10 protein-coding genes are annotated in these 12,665 nt (G+C 39.9%); 9 read left to right on the top strand and 1 reads right to left on the bottom strand.

All coding sequences use genetic code 11. The features are described from left to right. Nucleotides 1–189 precede the first annotated feature (189 nt). Nucleotides 190–1,560: an MFS transporter gene (locus tag GNT69_RS03250; protein ID WP_203553503.1), complete on the top strand. Its 1,371-nt coding sequence runs from the start codon at nucleotides 190–192 to the stop codon at nucleotides 1,558–1,560. Between the two features lie 619 nt (nucleotides 1,561–2,179). On the opposite strand, the gene GNT69_RS03245 is transcribed toward GNT69_RS03250, so the two are convergent. Then, complete coding sequence (locus GNT69_RS03245) at nucleotides 2,180–3,277, bottom strand: carbohydrate kinase (RefSeq protein WP_203553502.1); 1,098 nt, start codon at nucleotides 3,275–3,277, stop codon at nucleotides 2,180–2,182. Between the two features lie 299 nt (nucleotides 3,278–3,576). Here GNT69_RS03245 and GNT69_RS03240 point away from each other — a divergent pair, with 299 nt between their 5' ends. The 8 genes from GNT69_RS03240 (at nucleotide 3,577) to GNT69_RS03205 (ending at nucleotide 12,630) form a co-directional block, all read left to right on the top strand. Then, entirely contained in the window at nucleotides 3,577–4,509 is a 933-nt protein-coding gene (locus GNT69_RS03240; protein WP_203553948.1) for an EamA family transporter, read from the top strand. Between the two features lie 100 nt (nucleotides 4,510–4,609). Then, nucleotides 4,610–5,704 (top strand): PfkB family carbohydrate kinase, encoded by a 1,095-nt coding sequence (locus tag GNT69_RS03235; RefSeq protein ID WP_203553947.1) that lies wholly within the window; start codon nucleotides 4,610–4,612, stop codon nucleotides 5,702–5,704. Beyond that, the gene (locus tag GNT69_RS03230; protein WP_203553501.1) at nucleotides 5,705–6,622 is read left to right on the top strand and encodes a pseudouridine-5'-phosphate glycosidase; all 918 of its coding nucleotides are present in this window, start codon (nucleotides 5,705–5,707) and stop codon (nucleotides 6,620–6,622) included. A 389-nt stretch (nucleotides 6,623–7,011) separates the two neighbouring features. After that, nucleotides 7,012–8,244 carry a NupC/NupG family nucleoside CNT transporter gene (locus GNT69_RS03225; RefSeq protein WP_203553500.1) on the top strand — a complete coding sequence of 411 codons (1,233 nt, stop codon included), beginning with the start codon at nucleotides 7,012–7,014 and terminating at the stop codon, nucleotides 8,242–8,244. A 241-nt stretch (nucleotides 8,245–8,485) separates the two neighbouring features. Further along, complete coding sequence (locus tag GNT69_RS03220) at nucleotides 8,486–9,430, top strand: nucleoside hydrolase (RefSeq protein ID WP_203553499.1); 945 nt, start codon at nucleotides 8,486–8,488, stop codon at nucleotides 9,428–9,430. A 282-nt stretch (nucleotides 9,431–9,712) separates the two neighbouring features. Beyond that, entirely contained in the window at nucleotides 9,713–10,687 is a 975-nt protein-coding gene (locus GNT69_RS03215) for a LacI family DNA-binding transcriptional regulator (protein WP_203553498.1), read from the top strand. 12 nt (nucleotides 10,688–10,699) lie between these two features. Continuing rightward, nucleotides 10,700–11,584: a ribokinase gene (rbsK, locus tag GNT69_RS03210; RefSeq protein ID WP_203553497.1), complete on the top strand. Its 885-nt coding sequence runs from the start codon at nucleotides 10,700–10,702 to the stop codon at nucleotides 11,582–11,584. Between the two features lie 35 nt (nucleotides 11,585–11,619). Continuing rightward, nucleotides 11,620–12,630: a nucleoside hydrolase gene (locus tag GNT69_RS03205; protein WP_203553496.1), complete on the top strand. Its 1,011-nt coding sequence runs from the start codon at nucleotides 11,620–11,622 to the stop codon at nucleotides 12,628–12,630. Nucleotides 12,631–12,665 lie beyond the last annotated feature (35 nt).

Below are 12,665 nucleotides of genomic sequence, written 5' to 3'. Positions count from 1 at the left end.
AGTTTACGTCACAGTGACGCCCCGGAATTTGTCGAATTTTCGGAGGCAGTCCTTCACTCGTCCATTGCCGTTGTTACCGTGGAACCCTGCTTTATGAGACAGAGAGACAGGATTGAGTTTGCGCTGCATGTATTACGATATGATTGTGCTAAAATGAAGGAATAGTATTTTCATAGAGGAGACATCGGAATGACTGTGGGGAAAAATGAAAAACTAATCACATTAGCTGTGTCATTGGGAGTGATCCTTAATCCATTAAATACAACGATGATTACTGTTGCATTGCCAGCCATTCAAAAGGATTTCGAATTGAGCGCAACAGATATTTCATGGCTAATTGCTTCTTATTTTATTATTAGTGCGATCTTTACGCCGTTAATTGGAAAATTGAGTGATATTTATGGACGGAAATTAATCTTTTTAATCGGTCTTTTGCTTGTCGTGGTCTCGTCCATTTTAGCACCGTTATCTCCGAATATGCCTGTGTTACTTGCGATGCGTGGAATCCAAGCAATTGGTACTTCGGCACTCTTTCCAGCTGGAGTTGGGATCATCCGGAACGCCATTCAGCATAATCAAAACCGTGTGATTGGGACATTGTCTGTTTTTGCAACAACGTCTGCGGCATTCGGACCAACGATCGGTGGATTGCTCATTCAGTTCGGTGGCTGGCCGGTTATTTTTTATGTGAACTTGCCGATCTTGGCAATTGGGATTGCTTTAACGTTGATGTTTATCCCGAAAGATAAGAAAAATACGGATAAATCATATAAGTTGGATGGAATTGGAGTACTTTTATTTAGTTCTTTTATTACTTGTTGGATGGTCTTTTTACTTGGACTCGAGCAAGGGGTTCAAATCGGAACATTGATTCTTGCGATTATCCTAACGATTGTTTTCTACATATATGAGAAAGGAAAGGATGAACCATTTATCAATGTGAATTTCTTTCGGAAAAACTTAAATGTAGCCCTTATTTTTGGTCAGTATATTTTATCAACAGTAATATTCTTTGCCGTGCTGTTAAGCTTCCCAACATTTATTCAAACTGTGTTAGGGGAAAGCTCTCAAATGGCGGGAATTGTGATGCTGTCGCTTTCGATTTTTGCCATGATTATCACACCTATTGCGACTAGATGGATGGAGCTGGCAGGATTTCGCATTCCATTAATGGTCAGTGTACTACTTGGAATCGTGGGTGTAATCTTATTATTTACAGTTAAGGATCAATCTGCTTTAGTTTGGATTGGCATCGTGCTTGCGGTTACGGGGGTTAGTAATGGGATACAGAATATCGGCTTGCAAAATTTGTTGTATTCCCATATTAGCGTTTCGGAAAGTGGGATTGCATCTGGACTGCTCATGACATCGAGATTTATCGGAAATATCCTTGCTTCAAGTATTTATGGTGTGGCGTTTGCGACAGGAATGGGCGTAGGAGGCATGAATACAATGGCAGTGGTATTACTATTTGTTGCTGTTGTGATGATTCCGGGCATGCTCTATGTTACCGTGTATGAGAGAAGAAGGGGAACAGTGACGCCCTGGAAATCTAATTAAACAAAGTACTAAGATTATTTTTCACAATTTTAATCCGAGTACTGTATAAAAAGCACAGCTGATTTTCCGCATAAGGTAATTTTATGTAAATTTAGACGAGAGATTTTTACGTTTTTTGAGCGATAATGCTGGTAACGCGTTTTTTAATCCAAGTACTCGTAATAAAAAAGCCAAATTTCGTTGATATATTGCTAGTACTCGTAATAAAACGTTGTAAAATGAGGGGTTAATCCCAGTACTAGCAATAAAATCAGGTCAGAAGGCCAATATAATCCAAGTACTAGCGATAAAAAACGGCCAAAAATCGGTTTAATCCAAGTACTAGCATAAAACTAGCCTTATAACCACGGTTAACCCCAGTACTAGCAATAAAACTAGTCTTATAACCACGGTTAATCCAAGTACTAGCAATAAAACTTAGTCTAGCTTATGAACAATCCGCCTTGTTAATCCCAGTACTAGCAATAAAACTTAGCCTAGCTTCTGAACAATCCACCTTTTTAATCCGAGTACTGGGAATAAAAACCCATTATTTTACAACCAACCGCGTAATTAATCTTAGAACGATGTAATAGAACATAATAATATCCAACTTTCACCGAAAAAACTGAACGAACCATTATTGTGAGGCATACTCCTCGACTAGTTCATGAATTCTTTCAGGTTTTAACATTGGTGAGATTGACTTTTCTGATTGCAAGGTAAGAGCAGCTCCAGCAAGTCCCAATTGGCAGGCACGAACCAATGGTTCATTGTTCATGATCCCGTATATTGTACAGGAAGCAAATGCTTCACCAGCCCCTGTGACATCGACAATATCCGTTTGAATTGGAGGCAAATGCCCAGATTCTTCAGGAGAGAAATAATACACCCCATGATCCCCAAGTGTGATAATCACATTTTTAACGCCAAGTTGGCTAATTTTCTCACAGGCTGTTTGACAATCATTGATCGAGTCAATTTTTGTTTCGGCAAGCATTTCAGCTTCGTCTTTGTTTGGGAGTAAGAGTTCGACTCCGTCCAGACGAATGGGAAGTTTTTTTGCCTTGGCCGAAGACACTGTGTCAATGTACAAAGGAATGCATTCATCGTTACAGCGGTTTATCAAGTAACTAATACAGTCTTTCGGAATATTTGTATCCAAATAAACAGCTTTAGAGGCCGCGATATGGGACCATTTTTCCTCGAACATGGAAGGGGTTAATTTTTCGTAAATATTCATATCCGCCATGGAGACAATGCTTTCCCCGTCCAAATCTAAAAGAGTGGTAAAGGTTCCTGTCCTTTCCGTCGGTAGTACCCATACTTGGCTCACATCGACTCCTTGACTTTTCGTTTCCTCAAGGATCCAGTTTCCTTCTCTGTCGTCTCCGATACAAGTGATCAGTGAAGCGTTAAGCCCTAGTCGGCTAATATTTTCCGCGAAATTTCTGGCCACTCCACCACACACTTCTGCCATTTTCACTGGATTAGATGAATACAACCGAACCTTCTGATCAGAACGCGCTTTCCGATCGATATTGGCGCCACCGATACAAATGATCGACGATTCCTCTCGAAGAATATAGCCACGCCCTTTAATAACCCCAGTTCTTGTTAAGTTCGCAATATAGTTGGCAACGGCAGGCCTGGATAATCCGACCTTTTGTGACAAATCCTGCTGTGAAATGTATGGATTCATTTTGATATGATGTAAAATTTGTTGCTCCTTATCCATGGTACACCCTCATTTCTTATAAAACAAAAGTTTATCATAAAAACATTTGTTTGTAAACGCTTAAATTATTTTCCTTTTTTATAAAAAAACCTTGATATACCAACGTTTTTCGCTGCTCGGTAATGTTTAAAAATTTTCAATGTTACAGCTTTATTTTACATAAAAAATTCGTTGGAACCAAAAAAAATGTTTGTAAAACACTCTCTCGCTGATTTATATTGGAGTCTATGATTTTTTAAAAAAGTCTCAAAATCATAATTCATATTATAAAAAGTTCAGGAGGAAGGAAACTAATGAAGATGTATTTGTATCCCTTGTTAGTCGTGATTGCAGCCAGTAGTTATGGTGTCGTTTCGACGATTATCAAACTAGCGATGGGCAGTGGTTTTACTGCCTCTGAGGCTGTGACGAGCCAGTTTTTTGTCGGATTTTGTCTCTCTATGTGTATTTTCCTTGTCCTCAATCGTGGAAAATTAAGATTTCACGGTTTAAAGCTTTTAATCATCGCAGGGGTTCTGACAGGGACGACCAATATTGTTTATGGCCATTCCCTTAATTACCTCCCGGCTTCTTTAGCTGTTGTGCTTCTGTTCCAATTTACTTGGATTGGGATGCTGATTTCTTGTATCACCAAACGCGAGCTTCCGACCCGACTGGAATTAATCTCCCTATTTATCCTCGTTGGGGGTACGATTCCAGCAGCTGGCTTGATTGATGTCGATGTATCACAAATCCCAATCCAAGGTTGGTTATGGGGATTAGCGGCAGCGCTTTGTTATTCGCTGTTTTTATTCGCCAATGGCAAGGCAACCGCGAACATGAGTACATCTAACCGGTTAGTTTTGGTTTCATTTTTTGCTTTTATCATGACGGCTGCTTTCCAGTCGCCAGAAATCATTTGGAATGGGACCTTATTTAGCGAAGGACTTTGGATATATGGCTTAGCTTTGGGCTTATTCGGCCTTGTGACTCCTGTTTACTTATTCTCAATCGCCGTGCCTAAAGTGGGCTTAGGGACGTCTTCAATCTTAAGTGCAATTGAATTGCCGGTCGCAGTGATGGTGTCCGTCATTCTGCTAAGTGAAACGGTGACGCCGCTGCAAATCGCCGGAATCGTCATTATCCTGCTAGGAATGAGTTTGCCGACCTTGCTGAATCATTTTCTAAATAAAAAAAAGGGCTCGAAATCAATGGGGACAAGTCGTTCTTACGAATTGAAAAAAAGTTCCTGAGAAAATTTTGTTGACAGGTTTCGACATGCAAACGTATACTAAACACATGTTTACGAGATAAACATTTGTCATGCAAGGAGGTGTCAAGATGACGAATGCAATGAATGAACAAGAAGAATTAGTTTTAGGGACAATCAAAGACCATCCATTTATTTCTCAAGAAGAACTGGCAGAAATGCTTGGAATGTCGAGATCCTCCCTTGCGAATATTCTTGCTAGTCTGATTAAGAAAGAGTATGTTTTTGGCAAAGCTTACGTTCTTAACGAAACGGCTCCGATTACTTGCATCGGGGGAGCAAACATAGACAGAAAATTCTATGCTCAAAGTAAAATTACGGCTGAAACGTCCAATCCGGTAAGATCGTCTAGATCCGTTGGCGGCGTTGCCCGCAATATTGCGGAAAACCTGGGAAGACTAGGAGAGGAAGTAACGTTTATTTCTGCAGCTGGAACAGATTCAGAATGGGATGAAATTTATGAACTATCTTCTCCATTCATGAATTTGGAGCATGTTGCTAAGCTTGAACATGCGTCGACTGGATCCTACACTGCCGTTTTGGATCAAAATGGGGACCTGAACATCGCTTTGGCTGATATGGAAGTTTTTGATCAGATCACCCCTGAGTTATTAATCAAAAACAGTACGATTCTTCGAAAAGCGAAATGTATCGTTGTCGATTTGAATTGTCCAAGTGAAACGATTGATTTTCTTTGTTACTTCACTTCGAAAAACAATATTCCATTAGTCATTATCCCGGTTTCGTCTCCAAAAATGAGTCGACTACCAAAATCGTTAAATGCGGTAACCTGGCTAATCGTCAATAAAGACGAAACAGAAACCTTTTTGAACATTTCTATTAACGACGAGAAAGACTGGGAACTTTCCATTAAAAAATGGATGGAATTAGGAGTGAAAAACATCATTGTCACAAATGGAGCAAAAGGTGTCATGGTCGGAAGAGAAGATGGAGAAATCCGTTATTACCCGGCGATTGATACACCGAATGTTGTAGATGTGACAGGCGCAGGTGACTCCTTCTGTTCAGCCGTGATCTTTTCCTGGCTGCAAAAGAAAGACACCGATTTTATCATCAAATCTGGTTTGGTTAATTCTCATAAAACGATTATGTCAAACTACACGGTTCGACAAGAACTATCACAAAAACAATTCATGTTAGATATGGAGGAAATATAAATGAAACAATATCTTGAATTTTCTGCAGAGGTCCAAAAAGCGAAAGAAGAAGGCAAAGCAATTGTCGCGTTAGAATCTACAATCATTTCTCACGGAATGCCTTATCCGCAAAACGTACAAATGGCTCGTGAAGTAGAACAAATCGTCCGTGATAATGGTTCTGTCCCAGCAACGATTGCGATTATCGATGGGAAAATTAAAATTGGTTTAACAGATGAAGAGCTAGAGTTATTCGGTAAAAGCTCAGATGTCGCTAAAGTATCTAGACGTGACTTAGCAGCGATCGTTGCGACGAAAAAACTCGGTGCAACGACTGTTGCTTCAACGATGATCTGTGCTGAATTAGCAGGGATTAACATCTTTGTAACAGGCGGGATTGGCGGTGTTCACAAAGGTGCTGAAACAACAATGGATATCTCAGCTGACCTTGACGAGTTAGCGCAAACAAATGTTGCAGTTGTTTGTGCGGGAGCAAAATCAATTCTCGACTTGGCTCTTACACTTGAGTACCTTGAAACAAAAGGAGTGCCTGTTATCGGTTATGAAACAGATGTACTTCCAGCATTCTACACGAGAAGAAGTGAACATAAATTAAACTTCTCAACGGATTCAATTGAGACAATCGCTGAAACATTAAAAGTAAAATGGGATTTAAACCTTCAAGGTGGCGCAGTGATTACGAACCCAATTCCTGAAGAGCATGCGATGGATGAAGATTATATCAATGGGATTATCGCGAAGGCAGTGAAAGAAGCGGAAGAAAACAACATTTCAGGTAAGGACAGCACACCATTCCTACTTGGGAAAATCAAAGAATTAACAGACGGCAAAAGCCTTGTTGCTAATATCGAACTAGTTAAACACAATGCGAAAGTGGGAAGCCAACTAGCAGTGAACTATAACAGCATTACAAAATAATAAGAAGTAACGCGTTTTAATTGGGATTCATTTAACTTCTATAAAGCAAATGGATTTGTCGTCTTGGCTAAAGGCTGACAAGTCGTGGACATTCAGTGGGGGGAATCTCCCCTGAATGATCTTTATAGAAGTTATTTTTTTTGAGAAATGATGAAATCGTTTACAAATTATGGATTATTTTTTATCTTCTTTTATGAATGAAAAATCATAAAATAAATCAGTATTTTGAGAAGAAGCTAATCTTAACCCAGCACTTATTAGAAACTAGTAAATTAAATTCTATTTAAAATTTTGTTGACGTTATACGAATAAAATATTATTATAAATGTAACCGGTTACGGTAACCGGTTACAGCAAACGAATTACACATCTTATGAGAGGTGAAAGAAATGAATATATTGTGGGGAATAGTCGGTATTATATCTGTGTTGGGTCTAGCTTATCTTTTGAGTCTTGATCGAAAACAAATTTATATGAGAACGATTTTAGGAGCATTAGCGATTCAGATAATCTTTGCGTTTTTGACATTAAAGTCAACAATTGGACGAGCTGTATTACAAGAGATCTCATCCGTTTTCCAAGGGATTGTTAATTATGCAAATGAGGGAATTTCGTTTGTATTTGGTTCGTTAGTAGAAGGTGATGGCTTTGTGTTCGCTTTCCAAGTATTAACGATCATTATTTTCTTTTCATCCTTAATTTCCATTCTTTATTATTTAGGGATTATGCAGAGGGTAATTAATATTATTGGTGGCGCTCTATCAAAACTGCTAAAAACGACGAAGATTGAATCTTTAGCTGCGGCAGCAAATATCTTTGTTGGACATACAGAAGCACCGCTTGTCGTAAAACCATTTATTAAAAAGATGCATAACTCAGAGTTATTTGCTGTGATGGTAGGGGGACTCGGTTCTGTATCCGGTTCGGTTCTCGTTGGTTACTCATTAATGGGGATTCCGCTTGAATACCTGTTAGCAGCGAGTTTCATGGCTGCACCATCAAGTTTATTAATCGCAAAAATTGTCCTTCCACTTCCGAAAGAAATTCGAGATCAAGTTGGCGGCGAAAGCGATAAAGCATTAAAAATTTCAAATGACGATGAAGAAAAGCCAGCAAACATCATTGATGCCGCTGCAAGTGGAGCGTCGACAGGTTTGAAAATGGCCATTGAAATCGCTGGAACATTATTGGCATTCGTCGCATTAATCGCTTTAATTAATGGTATTTTCGGTCTCGTTGGTGGCGTTTTTGGAATCGAGTTAACAATGGAGAGAATATTAGGTGTTCTCCTTGCTCCAATCGCCTTCTTAATTGGCGTTCCGTGGAGTGAAGCGGTTATTGCCGGTCAATTCATCGGTCAAAAAATTGTTATTAATGAGTTTGTTGCTTATGCAGGTTTGGGAGGAGTTATCGATACCCTTTCTGATAAAACAGCCATCATTCTAAGCTTTGCTTTAGCTGGATTTGCGAACTTCGGATCGATTGCGATTCAAATTGGGGCATTAAGCACGCTCGCTCCGAATCGAAGAAAAGACGTTTCAAAACTCGGTATGAGAGCAATGATTTGTGGGACATTAGCTTCCCTATTAAATGCTGCGATTGCAGGCATGTTTATTTTGTAAGTTAATAGCAGGAAAGTATGAACTTTTTAATTCATGCTTTCCTAACCAATCAGGGCAATAAGGTTTTTCTTTGGGCTTTAGCCCTTAGAAAAATCATTTAGGCTCTGCGTGATAAGATGTTCTCTAGGGCTTTAGTCCTTAGGAACATCAATCGGGCACAGCGCGACTACGCCTCTGTTTTCGCCCTTAGGGGCACTGCCAATCGGCGAGTTTTCTTGATTATTTTTAAGGAGGAATTGTGATGAGTGAATTAAAAAGAGTGATTTTAGATTGTGATCCTGGACATGACGATGCCATTGCGATAATTTTAGCAGCCTCAAAGGTTAGTAATTTAAAAATTGAGGCAATTACGACCGTAGCAGGGAATGTCGAGGTTGAAAAAAATACGTTAAATGCGTTAAAAGTTTGCGATATTATCGGGTTAGAAGATGTTCCGGTCGCTCAAGGCGCAGACAGACCTCTCATTAAAGAACGACAGATTGCAGAAGAGATTCATGGCGAAACGGGTTTAGATGGTCCGGCGCTTCCTGAAATTCCTACTAAAAAAGTAATTGAACAGCATGCGGTTGATTTAATTATTGAAAAGGTGTTGGAATCAGACGGTGATATTACTTTAGTTCCTACAGGCCCACTGACAAACATTGCTTTAGCGATGATTAGGGAACCGAAAATTGTTCCAAAAATAAAAGAAATTGTCTTAATGGGTGGGGGCACATTTGGAAACTGGACGCCAGCAGCTGAATTTAATATTTGGGTCGATGCCGAAGCAGCAAAGGTCGTTTTTGAAAGTGGTGTGCCGATTGCGATGTTTGGCTTGGATGTCACCCACCAGGCCCTTGCGACTAACGATATTATAAATGATCTTGCTAAAATTGATAATGATGTCGCTGACTTTGTCGTTGAACTCTTGAAATTCTTCGCAAAGACCTATAAGGAAGTATTTGACTTTGACGGTGGTCCAATTCACGATGCATGTACGGTCGCTTATTTAATCGATCCATCAATTTTCGAGATGAAGCATGTACATGTAGGCGTTGAAACAAAAGGGGATCTCACATACGGCATGACAGTCGTCGATACTTTAGGCGTAACTGGAAAACAACCAAATGTACACTTTGCTTCGCAATTAGATTCAACTAAGTTTTGGGATTTATTCACAAGAGCGTTAACATCTTATTCTCGTTAATCTCTTTCTCCTCATTATTTATAAATTATTTAAGACCTGATATTGGATCGTTTGACTGAACGATGAATGACACAAGGGAAAGGAGCGGTTGCTTATTTAGCAACCAGCTTCTTCCTGATTATTTCCATACTAGATAGAGTGGGCAATGTTTGGCCGAAGGCAATCAATGCAAGTGCTAGATACACAGGCTGAACTTGTCCGTAATGCTATTTAATCATTTGCCAGGCACTCCCATTCTTCATTGTTATGAAGATAAAAATATAGAATGTTAAGGTGATACAAATGGTAACAATAAGAGAAGTTGCAAAACATGCAAACGTGTCGGTGGCAACAGTGTCAAGGGTATTAAATAATAAAGGTCAAGTGAGTGAGGAGACAAAAAAAAGGGTAAACGAGTCGATTGAAAAATTAAAGTATCGGCCAAATCTTGTTGCTCGTACACTGTATAAAAAAACTTCGAGCATCATTGGTCTGATTTTACCTGATATTACGAATCCATACTTCCCAGCCCTAGCACGTGCTGTAGAAGACCGAGCGCGATTTTACGGATATACCGTTATTCTTTGTAATACAGATGGGAGCTCAAAAACGGAGTCGGATTATATCAGTTCACTTGAGCAAAAGGGGATTGATGGAATTATCGTGTCAACCAGCCAATTAGAAGCGGAAAATTATACAGAATTTCATTTACCGGTGGTGGCATTGGATCGAACGATAAATAGTACGATTCCAACGGTCATTTCAGAGAATAGAGTTGGAGCAATAAATGCGACAAAGCATCTAATTGAAGTTGGCTGTCAATCGATTGCCCATTTACGAGGTCCTAGTGGGCTTATCACAACTGATGACCGTGAGAAAGGATTTTTAGAAGTTGTTCAGGAGGCTCATGTAGACTATGTCGTGATGGAAACAATCTTTGATGTAAGAGCAGCTGAAGAAATCACTTATAAGCTTTTAAAAGATCATCCAAAGATTGATGGAGTCTTTGCTAGCAGTGATTCGGTAGCAATTGGTGTAATTAGAGCGGCTCATAATTTAGGATTGGCCATCCCAGATGATTTGCAAATTGTTGGGTTCGATGGAATCGAAATGGGGAAAATGTTTATTCCTTCATTAACTACGATTGAACAACCGATTTACGATATGGGTGCATTAGCGGTAGATTTATTAAATCAGCAAATCGAAAAACAGGAATTAGACAAACGATTTTATGAGTTTCCAACGAAACTAGTAAAAGGAAAGACGACGAAGAATTAGAGGAGGGATAATGTGAAGAACCCTACTATCACAGTGATTGGAAGTATAAATGTCGATCTCATAACGGGTACGAATCGCTTGCCAAGTCAAGGAGAGACGGCGATAGGAGAAACGTTCGAAACGAAGCCGGGTGGAAAAGGCGCGAACCAAGCGGTAGCAGCTGCTCGCCTAGGAGCAAATGTCCAAATGATTGGCTGTGTCGGCGAAGATAAAAATGGCTCCGATATGCTCGAAGCATTAGCAAATGAAAATATTTTAACAAACATGATTAAAAAGGTTCCAAATATAAATACAGGCGTTGCAAATATTATCCTTTCGAATCAAGATAACCGCATCATTATTGTCCCAGGAGCTAATAATGAAGTAACCCCGGAATACGTGCAACAATATGAAAAAGAAATTTTAGCGAGTGATCTTGTCCTCATTCAGTTCGAAATTCCTGTTGAGACTGTGTTGTTCTGCCTAGATTTATGTGCTGCAAACAAGATTCCGATTATTGTTAATCCGGCACCAGCTAAAACAATCCCATTTGACTACTGGAATAAAGCAACTTATATTACCCCTAACGAAGGCGAAGCCGCTCAGTTGTTTAACGCCAATCCTATGACTGCTGACTTGGATGACAAATTAATTATCACGAAAGGTGAGCATGGGGTTTCTTATCGGGTAAACGATGAACGGTTGATGATCCCTGCTTATCAAGTGACTCCAGTGGATACAACGGGTGCAGGCGATACGTTCAATGGAGCATTATGTGTTGCACTTTCTGAACAGCAAACCATGGAACAGGCGATAAAATTTGCAAATGCAGCATCAGCACTATCGGTTCAAAAATTTGGTGCCCAGGCTGGGATGCCGACACGGGCAGAAGTGGAAACTTTCCTAGCCGATAAATAGGTAGATTTTATACAATTACTATGTGGGGTGACAACATGGAAAAAAGAAAGATTATCATTGACACAGACCCTGGGATCGATGACACATATGCCATCGTCGCGGCCTTGACCTATGAGGGCTTCGACGTTTTAGGCATCACGGTCGTTGCAGGAAATGTTGGACTCGATCCCTGTGTGAATAATGCTTTAGGAATCGTCAACTTAATGAATGCAGATTGCCACGTATATTCTGGGGCACCGGCATCTTTAACTAGATTGGCTCAGAATCAAGCCTATGAAATCGAAAGTTCGGTTCATGGCGAAAGTGGGCTTGGAACGGTTCAACTCACTCCAGACTTTTCGAAGAAATCGGACACCCATGCCGTCGATTTTATTTTAGAAACAGTCAAAGCGAACCCTGGAGAAGTGGAATTGATTACGTTAGGCCCGCTAACGAATATTGCGTTAGCGATTCAAAAAGACCGAGAAACAATGAAAAAAGTAAAAACCATTTGGTCGATGGGTGGTGGCGTTCGCAATGGAAACCGTACGCCTGTCGCTGAATTTAACTATTGGGCGGATCCTGAAGCAGCAAAGGTGACCTTTGATGAATTAGGAGAAGATGTTGAAATCAATATGATTGGCTTAGACGTTACCCAACAAACTCGTTTCACTTTGGATGATTTATTCTTTTTACGGACAGAGTGTGGTGAGTTGGGGAAATTATTAAGTGAGATGTCCGATCACTATTTGGAAGTTTATTGGAAGTCGCTACGAATCACCGGGGTAGTTGTTCATGATTTAGTGGCGGTCATGCTAGCACTAGACCCTAGTTTGAGCGGTGAGGACGATGTTTTTCAACGGGTTAACTTAAAAATGGAATGTGAAGGAATTTGCAAAGGGCAGACAGTAGTCCAATTTTCCCCTGGGGATGCCGAGCCGAAAAACGCAAATGTTTATATGGGGATTGACAATATTGCTTTTAAAAAGGCCTTTTTTAACCTATGCTTCCCAGAATCTTATACGATGTATAACAAATATATTTTATCGCAGATTAACGGGAAGTAAGATCCCTCTGATGGAAGTTTCTTTATCATACCGTT

The organism is Bacillus sp. B15-48, from assembly GCF_016879755.1.
Taxonomy (GTDB): domain Bacteria; phylum Bacillota; class Bacilli; order Bacillales; family Cytobacillaceae; genus Mesobacillus_B.
This window is presented reverse-complemented; position numbering and strand designations above follow the sequence as displayed.

Bases quoted from the DNA above. Each gene is read 5' to 3' on its own strand.
- GNT69_RS03215 (WP_203553498.1), top strand. From the start codon at position 9,713: ATGGTAACAATAAGAGAAGTTGCAAAACATGCAAACGTGTCGGTGGCA.
- GNT69_RS03250 (WP_203553503.1), top strand. From the start codon at position 190: ATGACTGTGGGGAAAAATGAAAAACTAATCACATTAGCTGTGTCATTG.
- GNT69_RS03240 (WP_203553948.1), top strand. From the start codon at position 3,577: ATGTATTTGTATCCCTTGTTAGTCGTGATTGCAGCCAGTAGTTATGGT.
- GNT69_RS03230 (WP_203553501.1), top strand. From the start codon at position 5,705: ATGAAACAATATCTTGAATTTTCTGCAGAGGTCCAAAAAGCGAAAGAA.
- GNT69_RS03245 (WP_203553502.1), bottom strand. From the start codon at position 3,277: ATGGATAAGGAGCAACAAATTTTACATCATATCAAAATGAATCCATAC.
- GNT69_RS03225 (WP_203553500.1), top strand. From the start codon at position 7,012: ATGAATATATTGTGGGGAATAGTCGGTATTATATCTGTGTTGGGTCTA.
- GNT69_RS03205 (WP_203553496.1), top strand. From the start codon at position 11,620: ATGGAAAAAAGAAAGATTATCATTGACACAGACCCTGGGATCGATGAC.
- GNT69_RS03220 (WP_203553499.1), top strand. From the start codon at position 8,486: ATGAGTGAATTAAAAAGAGTGATTTTAGATTGTGATCCTGGACATGAC.
- GNT69_RS03235 (WP_203553947.1), top strand. From the start codon at position 4,610: ATGAATGAACAAGAAGAATTAGTTTTAGGGACAATCAAAGACCATCCA.